The organism is Neptuniibacter halophilus (assembly GCF_030295765.1).
Taxonomy (GTDB): Bacteria; Pseudomonadota; Gammaproteobacteria; order Pseudomonadales; family Balneatricaceae; genus Neptuniibacter; species Neptuniibacter halophilus.
This window is the reverse complement of record NZ_AP027292.1, coordinates 3,828,116-3,845,656: the sequence shown is the minus strand read 5'-3', so window position 1 is coordinate 3,845,656 and position 17,541 is coordinate 3,828,116. Positions and strand designations below refer to the sequence as shown.

Sequence of the window (17,541 nt, the reverse complement as noted above, 5' to 3'; positions counted from 1 at the left end):
AGGCAGCATCAGCTGCGCTTTCTGGCCCGGGCAAACGCGGCTGCCATCGGGCTGTTCTGATCTGTCGATGGTTGTTTTGAGCGGGGCTTTGGTTTTGGATTTGGTTTTGGCGCCGGTCGCTGAGACGTTCGGGTGTCCGGTTTTGACCTGTCTGACACAGGCGCTTCATCGCTGCGCATACTCAGTGCGATACGTTTTCGCTGAACGTCTACTTCCGTTACCCGCACATTGACGATATCGCAGGTTTGAACCACCGTGTGAGGATCTTTAATAAAACGATCCGCCAACTGAGATATATGAACCAGCCCGTCCTGATGGACACCAATATCAACAAACGCCCCAAAATTGGTGACATTGGTCACTGTGCCTTCAAGGCGCATGCCTTCCGTCAGGTCGGTAATCGCGTTGACTCCTTCTTTAAGCCGTGCGGCGCGGAACTCCGGTCGTGGGTCCCGGCCGGGTTTATCCAGCTCGCTGATTACATCACGAACCGTATACAGACCAAACTGCTCATCGGTATAGCAGCCCGGATCCAGTTTCTGCAATGCGCTGCTGTCACCGATCAGGCTCTCAACGGAGCGGCTATTGTGTTGAGCGATGCGCCTGACCAGCGGATAGGCTTCCGGGTGGACACTGGAGCTGTCGAGAATTTCCTTACCTTCCCGGATACGCAGAAATGCTGCGGCCTGTTCAAAGGCTTTAGGGCCAAGGCGTTTTACCTTTTTCAGCTCGCTGCGGCTGTTAAAACGACCGTGTTCGTCGCGGTAGCTGACAATGTTCGCCGCCAGACTGTTATTAAGCCCGGAGATACGCGCCAGAATCGCTTCAGATGCCTGGTTAAGGTCGACGCCTACGGCATTGACACAATCTTCCACAACCGCTTCAAGACCGGCTGACAGGTGGCCCTGATCCACATCATGCTGGTACTGGCCGACGCCGATCGCTTTCGGTTCGATTTTTACCAGTTCCGCGAGTGGATCCTGCAGGCGACGGGCAATCGATACTGCCCCCCGGATTGTTACATCCAGGTCGGGAAATTCACGGCTGGCTAATTCTGAAGCCGAGTACACCGAAGCACCTGCTTCACTGACGATAATCTTCTGCGCTTTGATGTGCGGATACTGACTTAGCAGTTCGCTGACCAGACTATCGGTTTCCCGGGAAGCCGTTCCATTGCCGATACTGATGAGTTCAACCTTATGGCGTTCACAGAGCTGATGCAGACGATGCAGGGATTCCTGCCACTGGTTCTTCGGTGCGTGAGGGTAAATGGTGGCGTATTCCAGCAGTTTCCCGGTCGGGTCTACTATGGCGGCTTTAACCCCGGTGCGCAGTCCCGGGTCCAGACCCAGCGTCGTGCGGGCACCGGCGGGAGAGGCCAGTAACAGTGCTTTCAGGTTACGGCTGAATACCTGAATCGCTTCTGTTTCTGCAGCTTCGCGCTGCTGATTCAGCAGGGCTTTGAACAGCTTGGGCCGCAGACTGCTTTTCCAGTGTTGCTCTACCGCTTCACGGATCCAGTGGCCTGCCGGCCCTGAGGTCGGAAGTTTAAGTGGCTGGATAAGGCCGGATGGCAACTGTTGCTCGATGTCGAGTTGCAGGCTGACTTTCAGCACCCCTTCGGCGATGCCGCGCTCAATGGCCAGCATGCGATGGGAGGGGACACTGCGCAGCGCCTCGGTATGATCGAAGTAGTCACGAAATTTGCTGGCCTGATTTTCCTGGCCGGTGATGACTTTAACCAGGAGTTTGCCGCTGTTCCAGATCTGCTGTTGCAGTTGCTGAATCAGGTCGGGTCGCAGATTGATGTGTTCGCCAAGAATTGAAGCGGCCCCTTCGAGTGCCGATTCAGGATCAGGATAGCCCTGATCCGGGCGTAAGAAGGCACAGGCCAGTTGCCGTGGTGAAGCTGAAGGTTGATTGATAATCGCTTCCAGCAACGCTTCCAGTCCTGCTTCCCGTGCCTTATGTGCTTTGGTCTGGCGTTTGCTCCTGAAGGGCGCATAGATCGCTTCGAGTTCAGTTTTGCCGGTAGCCTGAGAGATCAGTTGGCGCAGGTCAGGGGTGAGCTTCGCCTGTTTCCCCAGCTGCTCGATAATCGTAGCGCGGCGGCTCTCCAGATCGCGAAGATAGGTGAGGCGTGATTGTAACTGGCGTAATTGCTGATCATCCAGCGCGCCGGTGGCTTCTTTACGGTAACGGGCGATAAACGGTACGGTTGCGCCTTCATCAAGGAGCCGTTGTGCGGCTTCTACCTGACGAATATTGACGCCCAGTTCATGGGCAATTGTGTGTTGAATAGACATCGCTGTACTCAGGCTGATTGCAGTGTCTGCAGAATCCACTGTTTGAGCTGCGGCTCCTGCAGGGCGCCGGAAATACGGTCGATCTCTTTGCCCTGCTGGTAGATGATCAGGGTAGGAATGCTGCGAATACCCGCATTGCCGGCACTGACCGGAGCGGCTTCAGTATCGACCTTGGCAAACAACAGCATTTCGGACTGGGCTGCGGTTTTTTCAAAGATCGGTTTCATCATCTGACAGGGGCCACACCAGCTTGCCCAGAAATCTACGATGACCGGCAGCTCATTGCCTTCGATATAGCGCTGAAAGTTCTGATCGTTCAGTTCCACAGGGCTGAAGCTATGAAGCCCCTGTTTGCACTTGCCGCATTTGCCTTCGGTATGGGAACGCTCAGCGGGAATTTTATTCGGGGTAAAACAGTGAGGGCAGATAATAATCATGACGTGGACACAGATAATTCAGACAGGAAAAGCACTACAGCCGGCATTCAGCCGGTTAACCAAGGCTAAACTTACTCTGTTTTACCGGCACAGGGAAGGGTATCTGCTGCGGCCAGCGTGATCAGGGTCTTATTCGCTGCAGGCTTAAATGATACAGTGGCGGCTTCATGTAAGTAGGTAGCTAACAATCATGTCTGAATCAAATGAGAATCAAGCACGTGGCCGTCTGACCACCCGTACTATGGCGATGCCGGCCGATACCAACCCGGCAGGTGATATTTTTGGAGGCTGGGTGCTTTCCCAGATGGATATTGCGGCGGGAATCTGCGCCGGGCAACGTGCCCAGTGTCGTGTGGTGACGGTCTCCCTCGACAGTATGAGCTTTATTCGCCCGGTTAAGGTGGGGGATATTCTCGGCGTTTATACCGATATTGTCAGAGTCGGACGCACCTCAATGGATATTCATGTCGAGTGCTGGGTTCGTCGTGGCCGGATTGGGCAGCGGGAAAAAGTAACCGAGGCCACGTTCAAATTTGTGGCTATCGATGATGCGGGCAATCCGACACCGGTACCTGCGGTTGAGGATCTGCCGGATTACGTAGTGTAGCCGTACAACCGGCTGACAGGGGGATTCTGTGAGCCGGTTCATTTCACTTATCTTCGCAATAACGATTGGTCATTACAGGGAAAACTGAGTCATATCTATGCGCATTCTGCACACCTCAGACTGGCACTTAGGACAGCACTTTATTGGTAAAAGCCGGCTCGCCGAACACCAGAAGTTCATTCAATGGCTTCTGGAAGAAGTAGATGAATTTCAGGTAGATGCAGTAGTTATTGCCGGTGATGTGTTTGATACCGGAACACCACCGAGTTATGCCCGTGAGCTGTATAACCGGTTTGTCGCCAGTCTTAATAAACGCAATTGTCGTTTGTTGATTCTGGCCGGCAACCACGATTCGGTGGCGATGCTGAATGAGTCCCGATCGTTGCTTTCCTGTCTCGATACGGATCTGGTGACTGCTGCGTCAGCTGAGCTGGATTCACAGGTACTGCACCTGCCTGACCGGCAGGGTGAACCGGGGTTGCTGGTTTGTGCTGTCCCATTTATTCGTCCCCGCGATCTGTTGCAGAGCCAGGCTGATCAATCAGGCGAAGCTAAGGCGAGGGCGCTGGCTGAAGCGATTGCTGAGCACTATCAGCGCTTATTTGAACTTGCTCAGAAAAAGCGTCAGACGTTGGGCGTTGATCTGCCGATTATGGCAACAGGTCACCTGACAACGGTAGGGGCCAGCAGCAGCGATTCAGTGCGTGAGATCTATATAGGTACACTTGAGGCGTTCCCTGTCAGTAGTCTGCCCAAGGCTGACTATATCGCGCTGGGGCATATTCACCGGCCGCAGAAGGTCGCGGGTTGCGAACATATTCGCTACAGCGGCTCACCCATCCCGCTTAGCTTTGATGAGCTGAATAATGAAAAGCAGGTATTGCTGGTGGAGTTCAGCCCGGAGCAGCCTCCGGTGATTACACCGTTAATGGTGCCGGTGTTTCAGCCTATGGCGGTTATACGCGGCAACCTTAAACAGATCGAAGCCGCGCTGGAGGCGTATGCGGAGCCTGTAGAAGGGGAGCTGCCCACCTGGTTATCGATCGAGGTGGAAACGCAGGATTATCTGAGTGATCTGCAAAACCGGGTGGCCGCCCTGTGTCAGGGACGCCATGTAGAAGTACTGCTGTTACGCCGGGCGCGGGGTAAGCGCCAGCAGCAGATTAGTCGCCAGCGCAAAGAAACGCTGGAAGAGCTGAATCCCTATGAGGTGTTTGCTCGGCGTCTGGAACTGGAGGATTTTTCCGGTGCTGATCAGCAGCATCTGAAACAGAAGGTACAGCAGCATTTTACCTGGGTACTGGAAACGATACAGACCGAGCGAGGCTTACATTTTCAGCCGCCGCAAGATAAAGAGGCCCGTGCTGCTGAAGTAACACAATCGGGCGGTGAGCAGGCGGTGATGTTTGATACGCTGCCCATTGAGGAGCCAGTGCCTGCTGAGCCTGAGCGAAAAAAACTGGAAAAATTGCCGGTACGCAGGGCTCCGTCAGAATCAGCCGAAAAAACAGAACAGGTTGATCTGTTTGCCGGACCGGAGGAGGGCGCATGAAAATACTCAGCCTCCGTTTTAAGAATATTAATTCGCTTAAAGGTGAGTGGAAGATCGATTTCCGCGCTGACCAGTTTAAGGACAACGGGTTGTTCGCCATCACCGGGCCAACAGGGGCGGGCAAAACGACCATTCTTGATGCCATCTGTCTGGCGCTTTACCACCGCACACCGCGGCTGAAAATCATATCTCAGAGCAGCAATGAGTTGATGACCCGCGGCACCGCAGATGCACTGACTGAGGTTGAGTTCGAAGTTAAGGGTGTCTGTTATCGGGCGTTCTGGAGTCAGCGTCGATCTCGTGATCAGGCTGATGGCAATCTGCAGGAGGCCCGGGTTGAGCTGGCAAAATTAGCTGCAGACAGCGACAGTGGCGAAATACTGGCCTCGCAGGTGAAGCGCAAGAATCAGTTGATCGAATCGATCAGTGGATTAGATTTCGAGCGTTTCACCAAATCGATGATGCTGTCTCAGGGCCAGTTTGCCGCATTCCTCAACGCGGATGCCAATGACCGGGCTGAGCTGCTCGAAGAGCTGACCGGCACGGAGATCTACGGCCTGATCTCAGAACGTGTTTATGCCCTGTTCCGGGATACCGAAGGCACGCTGAAGCAGCGAGAGGAGCGGCTGAAAGGGATCGCGTTGCTCAATGATGATGAACGAACGGCGCTGAACAGCGAACTGGAACAACTGCAGCAACAGGCTGAGGTCCGTGAAGCCTCGTTACAGCGCAGCCAGAAACAGCAGCAATGGTGGCAGGAAAAATCCAGAGCAGAGGCAAGGCAACAGGAAGCGGCTGAGTTGCAGCAGACCTGCAATGAACAGAGAGTGCTGCATCAACAGGATTTTGAACGCCTGCAGCAAAGTTTGCCCGCTGAACAGCTACGCGGGCCCTATTCGCTCTATACGGCAGCGCAACAACGTCAGAGCTCCGCTGAGCACGAACTGGAACAGCTTCAGGCGGTACTGGAAGCGCTCAACACCGCTGTGGCTGGGCTGAAAACTGAACAGGAGCAAAGTCAGCAGCGGTTTCAGGAAGTCTTAACCGCTGAGCAACAGTTGCTGGAGCTGCTTAATCATAAAGTGATCCCGCTGGATGCCGAGTGCGATGCACTGGCTCAGCGTTGTCAGGATGCAGAACAGGAAGTTAACAACACCCGGCAGGAACAGGCCCGGCTTGAGCAGCAGCAACAAAGCGATCAGGACTCACTGCAGCAACTGGCAGATACATTAGCTATCTGTGAGCAGCATTTGCAGGCGCTGAATGTCACTGAAAAACTGATCAGTGATCTGCCCCTCTGGCATGCTGAATATGATCGCCTTGCGCAGCTCAAAGCAGATCTTTCGAATGCTCAGGCAAAGCGGGTGCAGTTAACATCAACACTTGAAGAGCAACGGGCACGGCAGTCGGCGCTGAGTGAAGAGATCAAGCGTTTAAAGCACAGTGAAGCACATCAGGCTGAGCGTTATGCCCGTTTGCAGGAAGAGAAAAGCACCCTGCTGGCAGGGGCTGAACTGAGCACGCTTGAGCAGCAGTGGCAACAGAAACAGCGACAACAGTCACAGTTGCAGCAGTTGGAAGGTATTGCCCGGGAGCAACAACGCCTGCTGGCTGAGCAGGATGAGCTGAGCCGGCGTTACGCTGAACTGAATCAGGAGGCGGTGTCACTGGAGGGTCGTCGACAGCAGTTGCGTGAGAGCTATCAGGCCAGGCATCAGCACCGTCAGGATCTGAGACGTCTGCTTGAGCAGGAGCGCAAAGTCGCCAGTCTGGAGGCGGAACGACAACGGCTTCAGCCGGATCAGCCATGTCCGCTGTGCGGCTCGCTGGAACATCCCTACGTGGATACTCCCGGTGTGGAGGACCCTGACAGCACTGAATCCCGGCTGGAAGCATTGCAGCAGGAACTGGACGCTCTGGAGTCAGATGGTAAAGGGGTTGCCGCGAAACTGGAGGCTATCCGGGAACGACTGCTCCCGGAGCTCAGCTTACGTGAAACCAGACTCAAAGAAGAGCTGGAACAGTTAAATACTACCAGCAACCAGATGATTACCGCGCTGGGCGAGGGTCTGCAACTGACCGGGCCCGATGAGATTCGTGCGGCTATGACGGCGACAGAAGCCGAATTGAATCATTTGCAGCATCAACTCACGGAGCTGCGCCAACTGGGTGTAGCAGAGCAACAGATCGTCAATGAGTTAAGTGAGTTCCGGCAGAAGTTACAACAGGCAGAGACTCAGGTACGGCTGAATGAGCAGGCCTGTGAGCACAGCGTACTGTTAATCAAGGAGCAACAATCCCGCCTCGATAACCTTGGCGATGAGCAGCAGCGTGGGCTCGAAGCGCTTACCGGGCGAGTCGGGCAGGCTGACAGGACGTTGCCTGACTGGGTCGAAATCCCTGCATGGCTTGATCAGATTCAGGGGGAGGTGAAAGCGTTTCAGGCTGAGGTGCAGAAGCAGACAGAGATTCATCAGGCCCGGCAGCGTACTGAACAATCACTGCAGCAGCGCAGCGAGCAGCTTCAACAGTTGCAGAATCAGTTGCAGCAGCGCCAGCAAATGTTGCGTGATATGAGTGAGACATTCGCTGAGCGTAAGAAAGAGCGTCAGGCTTTGTTTGGCGAACGCAATGCTGCCGAAGAGCGGCAAAAAGCCAGCAGTGCGAAAACTCAGGCGGAGCAGCATGTAGCCGAATTAAACCGAAACCTGCAGGCAGCCGAGCAGAAGCTGGGCGGTAAATCGGCCGAAACAGACAAAGTTAAGCAGATTCTGAAGCTGCAGAGTGAAGAAACCGCCCATTTACAGCAACAGTGGCATGAGGCGTTACAGGCCAGCCCATTTGCTGATGAGGACGCCTTTCAGTCGGCACTGCTCAGTGTTAAGGAGCGAGAGCAACTGCAACAACTCTCTGAACAGTTACAGCGGCAACAGCAGCAGGCGGAATTGTTACAAAGTCAGGCGACCCAGATGCTGGCAACACTGGAGGAAAGTCGGCTGGCGCTGGGTATCAGCAGCGGGGACGCGGATGAATGCGATACACAGATCCGGACATTGCAGGCTGAACTGAAAGAGATCACGCTGCGTCAGGGGGAGATCAGTTCCCGGTTGGCAGAGGATCAGCAGCGGCGTAAGGATCAGTCCGAGCTGATGCAGGAGATTGAGCGCTGTCGTCAGGCGTATGATGAGATGGCTTATCTCAACGCTCTGATTGGTTCGCAGAAAGGCGATAAATTCCGCCGTTTCGCGCAGGGGTTAACGCTGGATCATCTGGTTCACCTGGCCAATCAGCAGCTTGACCGGCTGCATGGGCGCTACCAGTTGCAGCGTAAGCAGAGTGAGGCGCTGGAGTTACAGGTGGTGGATACCTGGCAGGCGGATACACTGCGGGATATTCGGACCCTGTCAGGGGGCGAGAGTTTTCTGGTCAGTCTTGCACTGGCGTTAGCCTTGTCGGATCTGGTGAGTCAGAAAACCAGTATCGATTCGCTTTTCCTTGATGAAGGCTTTGGCACCCTTGATGGTGAAACGCTGGATACCGCGCTGGATGCGCTCGATAGTCTGAATGCCACTGGCAAAATGATCGGGGTGATCAGTCATATCGAAGCGATGAAAGAGCGGATACCGCTACAGATAAAAGTGCGTAAAATGAGTGGCCTGGGTTTAAGCCGTCTTGACGATCAGTACCGGATGGTCAGCGCATAAGCCATCAGAAAAAAATGCCGGAGGCAGAATCGACTGCTAATCGATTCTGCACTGCCGGCTGATAAGATGTTAAGGTTTTTCGCTGGAGACTGGAGTGTAGTTCAGCATGGCTGACTTTGCCTGTTCAGCGGCGATTATTTTTCTGTTTACGTGTTCAGGCACGCCAGAGTCTCATAAGCCTCGCGTATCCGGATAAAGTGTTTTTCGTCTCCGCCCCGGTCGGGGTGGTGCAGCGCGGCCAGTCTTCGGTATGCCTGCTTAATGCTTTGCCAGTCTGCGCCATTCTCAAGCCCCAGATCGCTTAATGCCTGTGCCGTTTCATCTTCTGCATGGTAACGCTGCCAGAAGCTGTCCAGCAGCGCCTGCACCGACTGGCTGCTGCTGTTCTCAAATTCAGACCAGTCCAGATAGTACGCCCGGATGGCGTCCTCACCGGGCATGGCGGGCAAACCGTCACTTGCCTTAGCGGGTAGCAATTCGATTTTTAATGCTGAAATCTCCAGTAACCAACCCTCTTCAAGGAACAGTGGTTGCAGACTGTAGAGCGCATTCATGATCAGGAAGTGCTGCCGGAAAAGCGCAAGGTCAGAGTCACCCTCAGCAGCGTCCAGAAACGCTTCACTGCTCAGTTGCAGTGCTTGGAGTAATTCATATTCACTGAGCGCTGCGGTTTGCTGCCGCAAGATGGCGGCAACCGGCAGGGTGAGCGGGTTCTGTGTCATCGGGATGGCTTACTGGCTGACGATGGCGTAAGCCTATCCCGATAGAACCGACAAAGCCAGCCTCACTCAGCGCTGGCGGGCCAGTAGCTGATAGCTGTCAAGGCGATCTGCAAAGCTGTGAGTCACGCTGACAGTACCGATTTCATCACATCCATAGGCCGCACTGAGCTTCTCAATCTCCTGCCAGCAACTGTCGGGGCTGCCTACCGTGTAGCCACTGAGGATATGGTCGTACTCGTTCTGATAGGAGAGCGGGAGTTTGCGATAACGGTCCTGCACCTCTTCAGGCGACAGTAAGGGTTCGCGCTGGCCCATCTGTGCAGCCAGTTTGCGATAAACTGCGGTGCCTGCTCTGATACGCGCTTCCTCATCGGTTTCTGCGCAAATACAGGCAATAGCCAGCATTTTATTAGCCTTACCCTCATGGCCGGCTTGCTGCCAGGCTGCATCATAAGCGCGAAAAATGGTCGGACGGCAATTATCCGGGTCGATAAACCGCGCCAGTGCGATGTTGTAGCCAAGTGCACCAGCCAGCTCTGCACTGCCACCGCTGGAGCCAAGCATCCACAGCCCGGGCTGGTGGTTATTGTCGGGCAGGGGGCTGATACCGGCATAGGGATGATCTGACTCGAGATTCTGCTGAATAAACCCTTTCAGTAACTGGGCCTGTTCCGCATAGAGATCGCCATGACCGGGTGAGTTTGGATAGGCTAGGGCATGGGAGGTCAGCCCGGTACCGCCCGGGGCCCGCCCGATGCCGAGATCGATCCGTTGCGGATAGAGGGTGCTGAGCATCTTGAAGCATTCGGCCACCTTCAGTGGGCTGTAGTGGCTGAGCATAACGCCGCCGCTGCCGACCCGGATCTGGCGGGTGACCGCAGCGATGGAAGCAATCAGGACCTCCGGGCATGGATTGGCAAAATGGATGCTGTCATGGTGTTCAGCAACCCAGTAACGATGATAACCCAACTGATCACAGGCTCTCGCCAGTTCAAGGCTCAGAGCGGGGGCTTCTGAAGGTTCATGGCAACCGTGTACCGGTGACTGATCCACGACGGAGAGTTTAATGGACATAAAGCGAATGCTCCTCTGTAATGATTAATATGTTAAATAGTTATGCGTCACGATTCAATCCGGTGCTATGCAGGTTGTTATAAAAAGGTAAAATGTAGCTTCGTTCCCGGAAGTTGGAAAAGAGCCATGCCATTGGCCGAAAAGATTCAGGCGCTGTATGCCAGATTTGGCGCTGAAAAAGGCATCACCATAGAACTGCATAAACAGTTGATTGCCGTATCGGTACGGAATGAAGCTGCGGCTGCCACCCTGTTTTTGCAGGGCGCACAGTTGGCCGAATACTGCCGGCTGGGAGAGAAACCGCTGCTCTGGTTGAGTGATCATTGTGATTATCAGGCCGCTACAGCACTACGTGGCGGTGTTCCTGTGTGCTGGCCCTGGTTCGGTGATCCGCTACGCAACCCCCTGCGTCTGCAGCAGCAGTTGGGGGAAAGCGACTTGCCTATGCATGGTCTGGTTCGTGAGCGGGAATGGCAACTGGTGGCCATCAGTCAGCCCGACAGCGAAACAACCTGGTTGACGCTGGAGCTGGATTTCGCGGCTGAACCCGCCTGGCCTTATCCGGCGCGGTTGCAGTTGGAGGTGTGCATCGGTCCCCGGCTTGAGTACCGGTTCAGTGTCACTAATACCGGTAAGCAGGCATTCTGCTACACCACCGCACTGCATACCTACTTTAACCTCAGTCGTCTTGAGTCCGTTGAGGTCAGGGGCCTTGAGGGACAGCCTTACCTGGATACACTGGATGACTGGCAACAGCATTGCAGTGTGACCCCCCTGCGGATCAACGCAGAGGTGGATCGGGTATACACCAGTCTGCCCGGCAGGGTCGAGATCTGCGATCAGGGTTACAATCGACGGATAGGCCTGCAGGCCGAAGGGGCTCCGGACATGGTGGTCTGGAATCCCTGGATCGATAAATCACGTCGCCTGAGCCATTTCGGCGAACAGGATTACCAACGCATGCTCTGTCTGGAAACGGCGTGCTTGCTGGACAATATGATCTGCCTTGAGCCGGAGCAATCTCACTGCCTGCGGTTACAGATTGATTCGTTGCCACAGGATTAGCTGATCCATAAAAACAGGCCCATGCTCAGGGTCGCGGTCAGCAGTGTATTCCGCGTGATCAGCATCAGACCAATCGCGGCTACTGCCCCCAGCAGGTAAGGGTTGTCTGTCGAAATATCAACCTGCTCCTGATGCACAAATACCAGCGGCGCAATCACGGCCGCGAGTACCGCGGGGGCTGAATAACTCAGCAGGCGTAACACCTCCTCGTTGAGTTTCAGTGGCAGTCGGGGCTCCAGAAACAGGTAGCGGCTGGCGAATACCAGTGCGGCCATCCCGAGCATGAGTAACCAGAACAGCATCAGCGTTTCCCTCCTTTATAACTCAGGTAGCCAATGATCATGCCGCTGATAATGGCCAGTAACAGGCCTGCCTGATATTGCTGCAGCGTGCAGTACACCGAGACAATGGCAGATACCACTACGCAGGCGAACACCGAGCGGCTTTTGACCATCGGCACGACAATCGCAATAAAGGTTGCGACCACCGCAAAATCCAGACCGATCTGCGTCAGATCCGGAATCACAGCGCCGGCGAGTATTCCGGCCAGTGTTGCGAGATTCCATGCGATATAGAAACTGAGACCGCCTCCCAGGGCATACCAGCGATTAAAGCGCCGGGAATCTTCTGCTGAATTAACGAACAGTTCATCGGTGAGGAGGAAACCCATGGTAAGACGCCAGCGCAGTGGCAGCGGGCTGATTCGATCACGCATTGCCATGCTGTAAAGCAGATGCCGCGAGGTGATCAGCAATGTGGTGACCAGTATGCTGACTATTCCGAGACCGGCCTGCAGCATGCCGATGGCGACCAGTTGTGAGGTTCCGGCAAACACCAGCAATGAAAGTGACTGTGTTTGCAGGGCGCTGAGACCGGATTCAATACCGTATGCGCCCACCAGAATACCCCAGGGGGTGACGGCAACAATCAGGGGGATCATCGCGAGGGTGCCGCGTAAAAATGAGCTACGGGCTGAGACGGTCGGTTGCTGTTCCATGGGACTGCCTTTAAAGAAAAACATGGCGCTCAGCATAGTGCAGCCATGGACACCCGTCTTGGACAAAATTGAGCTCAGGCTTTAGTGAGATTGCTGCCTGGCATACTGGCCGGGCGTGACGCCGAGGGTCTTTTTAAAATGCCGGTTAAGATGACTCTGGTCGGTAAAACCTGCATCGAGTGCAGCGTCCATTAACCGATGGCCTGATCGGATCAGACGCTGAGCCAGCCGCACCCGCAGTTGAATCTGGTAGGCATGGGGAGGCAGGCCATAATAGCGCTGAAACTGACGTACCAGATGACAACTGTTGATACCTGCCAGATTTGCCAGTTCCTGAAGTGATATATCCGCAGCCGGCTGGTCATGGAGAAAGTTACGGACCAGTTCTATCCGGTTACGCGCTGCGGCAGGCTCCTCCAGAGCGCGGCGCTCTTTACCGTGCCGCTGCATCAGTTTCAGCAGAGCGCCATAAAGCAGGGTTTCACGTTCGAGACGATTGGCAGAGTGCTGCAGACTATGTAATGCCTGACGCAGCAGGCCCGCGAGTTCGGGATCATGGACCACCGGCTCGCGGAAGTAGAGGGAGCCGGTATCGCTCAGGCCTGCTTCGCTACGTATGAGCTGAAGTTGCTCAGGCAGCGGATAGATAGCTTTATAAGACCAGCCACCCTCGCTGGCCGAGTGGCCGTCATGCACTTCGTCATGATTAACCAGAATGATACTGTCCTGCGGCGCAATATGGTTGGCTCCATTGCGCAGAAAGCGCTGTGCGCCCTGATCGATAACACCGAGGGTATAACCGGCGTGTGTGTGCCGGGAGAAGGTTTGCTGTTCATAGCGGGCACTCAGCACTTCTAAGCCGCCGAGCTCATCAACTCTATGATAATTAGCAATTTCTCTGGAGGTTTTCATCCCGCTAGTTTACTTCATATCGTGCCGGCTTTTTTGTACAAAATTGATCTTTTACGCAGTGCTATCAGCAAACGCCGCGATGTGTAGTGTTGATGCCGGCAGCAGGGGCGGGATAGGTGTGGCAGAAATCCGGAACAAGATCGGCATGAAGCGGCCGGCTGTACAGATAGCCCTGACCGAGATCGCAACCGTATTGCTGAAGAATGTCTGCGGCGGCTTGATTTTCGATACCTTCTGCAACCACCTTCATGCCGAGATCATGGCCAATAGCGATAATATTATTAACCAGTGAACTGCTGGTGGGGTTGTCGACGATATCCTTTATAAAGCTGCGATCGATCTTCAGGGTCTGAATCGACAGTTGCTGCAAGTGGCTGAAAGAGGAGAGGCCAGTACCGAAATCATCGAGCGCGATCATGACACCCTGTTCCTGCAACCGGGGCAGCATCTCATTTGCCTCTTTTATGCTGTGCATGGTGGTATCTTCGGTCACTTCGATCCAGAGCAGGCCTTTGCGCAGGCCGCAGTTGTCGAGTGCATTGTTGATGGTTGCCACCAGATCCAGACGATACATGGCCGGTGATATATTGACGGAAACCGGCAGAGGCTGCAGGCCCTGTTCCTGCCACTGCTGAATCTGGCGGCAGGTCTGTTCGATTACCCAGCAGCCCAGCGGGTGGGCCAGACCGTACTGTTCTGCGACTTCAATCACCTCAGGCGGGGCGATATGGCCGTAGACCGGATGGTGCCAGCGCAAAAGTGCTTCAAAATACTCAACACAGTTGTTTTCGAAGCCAATAATAGGCTGGTATTCCAGTGTCAGCTTGCCATGTTCCAGTGCATCCCGCAGGTCTTTATGCAGTTGCTGGCGGCGGTTGATCTGAGCGTCCATGCTGTAGTCAAAGGTCATCAGGGTCGATTCCGGAGCGGATTCTTTGGCCTTGTACATTGCAATATCGGCGTGGGTCAGGAGGCGGCTGGCATCACGGCCGTGATCGGGGTAGACGACGCTGCCGATGCTGCCACCGATGAAACAGGGGTGACTCTCAACCAGAAACTCCTCCTCAAGTGCCTGAATAATGGCCTGGCCGATCGCCTGCAGGTCTTTGCTATGGCGATAGCGGGGCTGCAAAATAGCAAACTCATCGCCACCGAGACGGCAGGTGATACAGCCATGTTCATGGTCGATATGTTCAAGCAGGCGGGCAGATACGGCCTGCAGGAGTACATCACCGGTATGATGCCCCAGTGTATCGTTCACATCCTTAAAACCGTTGAGATCAATAAGGTGTAGCGCAAAAGGTTGTTTCTTCTCGCAGAGCTCGGTCAGCTTGCCACGGAGGAAGGCGCGGTTGGGGAGGTGGGTCAGGCTGTCATGTTCAGCCTGATAACGGTTGATACGGTTCTCTCTCAGGACCATCAGCAGCAGTAACAGACCACTGATAATCAGGCCGAACATCAGCCAGACCAACTGCTTCTGAAGTTGACTGACGGTGTTGTCGCTACGATTGAAAAAAGCATTGTTGTAGTGGTAATTGCCCAGCGCCAACTGATCAATGGCGGCGATATGCGGAGACAGCGCCTTCTGCAACATGGCTGCTTTCTCTGGCTGGTCGGGGAGCTGTTCCAGCACTACCGGTTCCAGAGAACGAATCAGGTTGAAGATGCTTTCAATCTGAGCGGTGGCGCCTTCTATTTTGGAGAGCTGGGCTGCGTCTTCACCTTTCATCAGAACCGGGAAGCGACTCCAGAGAATATCGAACCGGTTACTGACTTCGTCGAATTCGCTGGGGTCGGCACGGTAAATGCTCAGGGTGTCATAGAAGCGGCGCAGCTCAACTTTTAGCTGAAACAGGGACCAGACGCTGGTGCCATAGCGGCTATCAAGAATGTTGATGGACTGATTAAGCTGAACCAGGCTCACCATCGCGCTGACAAAGAAGACCAGAACAATCGGAAAAAGCCATAAGTTCTTGTAGCGGGATGCGAGCTTAAGCAGCAATAATCTGGACATTATCGGATCTCAATATGAGAGAGCTGCCAGATCATCTTCCCTGTATTGTCTTCCGAATTCAGTTCCGGGTATTTATCGTGGGGTAGTAACAGCCAGAGCGGCCCTTTGTCCCGGATTGTCATGGGTTTGCCATCATCCCGCCAGGCCAGAATCGGTTGATATTTATCGACAAAGGCCCGGTCAATTGCAATGGAGTAATCATTCAGTGCAGTCAGAACGAGCGTGTCTCCCTGTGCGCCGACTTTCTCCAGTATGGCGGTCAGAAGCGGGCCATAGTATTCATGGCTACGATCGGTCCAGCGGGTGTGCAGGTTGAAGGTCTGGCTTTCAAGCTGTTGCAACTGAGAGAGATCAAACATTGCATGGCTGCCATCCTGAGTATGCCGGATGTTGCCTGACAGGGTCAGAATGGTTTTGCCTTCAGGGCTGGGAAGGGTGTCTGCCTGCAGGGCCGGAGAAAGCACCAGCACTGCCAGCAGAATAAACAACCGTTTCATTGGGTAAGCCTTATTCGAATTATTATAGCTCCCTTATTATTAGCAAAAATGGTGGGTCTATTCTAGTTAAGCCGGATAAATAATGAGTGTTTGTTCTCATACTTTCTGTTTGAAAACAGGGCCTGAAAAAGGGCAGGAAGAGGGAGAAAGACCGCTTTTACAGTGTGTTGCAGAAGCGGCCTTGAGTCTGCTCAGGCGTCAGCTTTAACCAGTTGCATGAACTGCTGAATACCACTGATCTGGTCTTCGGCGTGATGATTCACGTAGAGTACGGTTGTACCGGAGCTGGTGCAGATCTTCTCGATCAGGGCGAGTACCAATTGACGGTTAATATCATCCAGACCCAGGCAGGGTTCGTCGAGAATCAGCAGGGTTGGGTGTTTGACCATGGCCCGTGCTATCAACAATAACCGCTGGTCGCCGAAAGAGAGCTGGTTGTATGGCTGATCAGCCCGGTCTTTCATGCCCAGCAGTTCCAGCCACTGATCAGCAACCTGTTTCTGGCGATCGGTACTTTTACTGTACATGCCGATGCTGTCATGGAATCCGGAGATAATGACATTGCGCAGGCTGATACTGACCCGGTACTCCCACTGCAGCGCGGTGGATACATAGCCGATGTACTGTTTGATCTGCCAGATGGTTTCACCATTACCGCGCTGCATACCAAAGACAAAAATGTCGTTGGTGTAGCACTGCGGATGATCGCCGGTGATCAGATTCAGCAGGCAGGTTTTACCACTGCCGTTGGGGCCGCTCAGTTGCCAGTGCTCGCCGGGTTTGATGGTCCAGTCGAGTCCGTCGATAACCGTATTATCACCGTAGGCCACCCGGATATTGCTGAGCTTAACCAGCGGTTCATCTGGATTCAGAGCTGGTGGTCGATCGGATTCATCGGTAGGTGGTACCTCCAGATCGGTAGTTTTGAGGTGCAGCAGTTGGTATAGATCGTCATATGCCTGCTGATCGTTGATATCAACCGTATGATGCAGCTCGCCCTTATCGACGTAGGCGATGTGGGTGATAAACTCCGGCATCTCATCGAATCGGTTAAGCACCAGCACCATCGGTACGGTATCGATCTGGCTCTGCAGCAACTCATTCAGGGTCGCCATGGAATCAACGTCGAGACCATCGAAAGGCTCATCAAGAATGATCAGGCCCGGTTTGTTAACCAGTGCGCGAATCAGCATGATCTTCCGGGTTTCACCGGTTGAGAGCTTACGGAAGCTGCGCTCGAGCATTGTGTGCAGTTTGAATTTATCGATCAGCTCGTTCAGTAGCTCAGCGTCAAAGTCAGGGTTGTCGGCTTTACCTTCCTCCAGTATCTCCCGCACCGGCGTACCCTCGGAGATCACATCCATGATATCCGCATCGTCTTTTTTCAGCTCGCGCTCAATCAATTCAGCCTGGGCTTCAAACGACACCAGTGCGACCCGTTCAGGCAAGCCGCTGATGCTGCCGGAGATGTGCTCACCAGCGCCTGCCAGGATAGCGGAAAGGGCAGATTTACCGGAGCCATTGGTGCCGGTAATCACCCAGTGCTGATCCGGTTCGATCTGCCAGTTGATATTTTTCAGGGTAAACGACTCGCCAAATTCAGCGCTGTAATTTTCGATCTGGATACTGTTCATGCGGAAACCTAAGCGGCCAG

The 17,541-nt window shown here is 54.2% G+C and carries 14 protein-coding genes; 4 read left to right on the top strand and 10 right to left on the bottom strand.

Going from position 1 to position 17,541, the window contains the following annotated elements; all coding sequences use genetic code 11:
* Window positions 1-8: 8 nt before the first annotated feature.
* Entirely contained in the window at window positions 9-2,306 is a 2,298-nt protein-coding gene (locus QUD59_RS17945; RefSeq protein WP_286238645.1) for a Tex family protein, read from the bottom strand.
* A gap of 8 nt (window positions 2,307-2,314) precedes the next feature.
* Window positions 2,315-2,743, bottom strand: a complete 429-nt coding sequence (trxC, locus tag QUD59_RS17940; protein WP_286238644.1) for a thioredoxin TrxC — start codon at window positions 2,741-2,743, stop codon at window positions 2,315-2,317.
* 190 nt (window positions 2,744-2,933) lie between these two features.
* Here trxC and QUD59_RS17935 point away from each other — a divergent pair, with 190 nt between their 5' ends.
* From QUD59_RS17935 to QUD59_RS17925, 3 genes are all read left to right on the top strand, one after another.
* Window positions 2,934-3,350 carry an acyl-CoA thioesterase gene (locus QUD59_RS17935; protein WP_286238643.1) on the top strand — a complete coding sequence of 139 codons (417 nt, stop codon included), beginning with the start codon at window positions 2,934-2,936 and terminating at the stop codon, window positions 3,348-3,350.
* A gap of 97 nt (window positions 3,351-3,447) precedes the next feature.
* The gene (gene sbcD / locus QUD59_RS17930) at window positions 3,448-4,902 is read left to right on the top strand and encodes an exonuclease subunit SbcD (RefSeq protein ID WP_286238642.1); all 1,455 of its coding nucleotides are present in this window, start codon (window positions 3,448-3,450) and stop codon (window positions 4,900-4,902) included.
* Window positions 4,899-8,606 (top strand): AAA family ATPase, encoded by a 3,708-nt coding sequence (locus tag QUD59_RS17925; protein WP_286238641.1) that lies wholly within the window; start codon window positions 4,899-4,901, stop codon window positions 8,604-8,606. Before sbcD ends, QUD59_RS17925 begins: the two co-directional genes overlap by 4 nt.
* A 146-nt stretch (window positions 8,607-8,752) precedes the next feature.
* Here the strand turns inward: QUD59_RS17925 and QUD59_RS17920 are convergent, their stop codons facing one another.
* Complete coding sequence (locus QUD59_RS17920) at window positions 8,753-9,328, bottom strand: DNA-J related domain-containing protein (RefSeq protein ID WP_286238640.1); 576 nt, start codon at window positions 9,326-9,328, stop codon at window positions 8,753-8,755.
* A gap of 66 nt (window positions 9,329-9,394) precedes the next feature.
* Window positions 9,395-10,402 (bottom strand): MsnO8 family LLM class oxidoreductase, encoded by a 1,008-nt coding sequence (locus QUD59_RS17915; protein ID WP_286238639.1) that lies wholly within the window; start codon window positions 10,400-10,402, stop codon window positions 9,395-9,397.
* A 126-nt stretch (window positions 10,403-10,528) separates the two neighbouring features.
* Here QUD59_RS17915 and QUD59_RS17910 point away from each other — a divergent pair, with 126 nt between their 5' ends.
* Window positions 10,529-11,467, top strand: coding sequence for a D-hexose-6-phosphate mutarotase (locus tag QUD59_RS17910; protein WP_286238638.1), 939 nt, complete (start codon window positions 10,529-10,531; stop codon window positions 11,465-11,467).
* Here QUD59_RS17910 and QUD59_RS17905 read toward each other — a convergent pair.
* From QUD59_RS17905 to modF, 6 genes are all read right to left on the bottom strand, one after another.
* Window positions 11,464-11,769 carry an AzlD domain-containing protein gene (locus QUD59_RS17905; RefSeq protein ID WP_286238637.1) on the bottom strand — a complete coding sequence of 102 codons (306 nt, stop codon included), beginning with the start codon at window positions 11,767-11,769 and terminating at the stop codon, window positions 11,464-11,466. The genes QUD59_RS17910 and QUD59_RS17905 overlap by 4 nt on opposite strands.
* Complete coding sequence (locus QUD59_RS17900; protein ID WP_286238636.1) at window positions 11,769-12,464, bottom strand: AzlC family ABC transporter permease; 696 nt, start codon at window positions 12,462-12,464, stop codon at window positions 11,769-11,771. Before QUD59_RS17900 ends, QUD59_RS17905 begins: the two co-directional genes overlap by 1 nt.
* Before the next feature lie 81 nt (window positions 12,465-12,545).
* On the bottom strand, window positions 12,546-13,376 hold the full coding sequence (locus QUD59_RS17895) for an AraC family transcriptional regulator (RefSeq protein WP_286238635.1): 831 nt from the start codon (window positions 13,374-13,376) through the stop codon (window positions 12,546-12,548).
* Between the two features lie 64 nt (window positions 13,377-13,440).
* Window positions 13,441-15,390, bottom strand: coding sequence for a putative bifunctional diguanylate cyclase/phosphodiesterase (locus QUD59_RS17890; RefSeq protein ID WP_286238634.1), 1,950 nt, complete (start codon window positions 15,388-15,390; stop codon window positions 13,441-13,443).
* Window positions 15,390-15,887: a putative pterin-binding protein gene (locus QUD59_RS17885; protein WP_286238633.1), complete on the bottom strand. Its 498-nt coding sequence runs from the start codon at window positions 15,885-15,887 to the stop codon at window positions 15,390-15,392. Before QUD59_RS17885 ends, QUD59_RS17890 begins: the two co-directional genes overlap by 1 nt.
* Window positions 15,888-16,078: 191 nt before the next feature.
* On the bottom strand, window positions 16,079-17,521 hold the full coding sequence (gene modF, locus QUD59_RS17880; RefSeq protein WP_286238632.1) for a molybdate ABC transporter ATP-binding protein ModF: 1,443 nt from the start codon (window positions 17,519-17,521) through the stop codon (window positions 16,079-16,081).
* Between the last annotated feature and the right edge of the window lie 20 nt (window positions 17,522-17,541).

Excerpts from the sequence above, each read along its gene's own strand:
- QUD59_RS17895 (WP_286238635.1), bottom strand. The coding sequence starts at position 13,376 with ATGAAAACCTCCAGAGAAATTGCTAATTATCATAGAGTTGATGAGCTC.
- QUD59_RS17945 (WP_286238645.1), bottom strand. The coding sequence starts at position 2,306 with ATGTCTATTCAACACACAATTGCCCATGAACTGGGCGTCAATATTCGT.
- QUD59_RS17925 (WP_286238641.1), top strand. The coding sequence starts at position 4,899 with ATGAAAATACTCAGCCTCCGTTTTAAGAATATTAATTCGCTTAAAGGT.
- QUD59_RS17900 (WP_286238636.1), bottom strand. The coding sequence starts at position 12,464 with ATGGAACAGCAACCGACCGTCTCAGCCCGTAGCTCATTTTTACGCGGC.
- modF (WP_286238632.1), bottom strand. The coding sequence starts at position 17,521 with ATGAACAGTATCCAGATCGAAAATTACAGCGCTGAATTTGGCGAGTCG.
- QUD59_RS17885 (WP_286238633.1), bottom strand. The coding sequence starts at position 15,887 with ATGAAACGGTTGTTTATTCTGCTGGCAGTGCTGGTGCTTTCTCCGGCC.
- sbcD (WP_286238642.1), top strand. The coding sequence starts at position 3,448 with ATGCGCATTCTGCACACCTCAGACTGGCACTTAGGACAGCACTTTATT.
- QUD59_RS17920 (WP_286238640.1), bottom strand. The coding sequence starts at position 9,328 with ATGACACAGAACCCGCTCACCCTGCCGGTTGCCGCCATCTTGCGGCAG.
- QUD59_RS17915 (WP_286238639.1), bottom strand. The coding sequence starts at position 10,402 with ATGTCCATTAAACTCTCCGTCGTGGATCAGTCACCGGTACACGGTTGC.
- QUD59_RS17935 (WP_286238643.1), top strand. The coding sequence starts at position 2,934 with ATGTCTGAATCAAATGAGAATCAAGCACGTGGCCGTCTGACCACCCGT.
- QUD59_RS17890 (WP_286238634.1), bottom strand. The coding sequence starts at position 15,390 with ATGTCCAGATTATTGCTGCTTAAGCTCGCATCCCGCTACAAGAACTTA.
- trxC (WP_286238644.1), bottom strand. The coding sequence starts at position 2,743 with ATGATTATTATCTGCCCTCACTGTTTTACCCCGAATAAAATTCCCGCT.
- QUD59_RS17910 (WP_286238638.1), top strand. The coding sequence starts at position 10,529 with ATGCCATTGGCCGAAAAGATTCAGGCGCTGTATGCCAGATTTGGCGCT.
- QUD59_RS17905 (WP_286238637.1), bottom strand. The coding sequence starts at position 11,769 with ATGCTGTTCTGGTTACTCATGCTCGGGATGGCCGCACTGGTATTCGCC.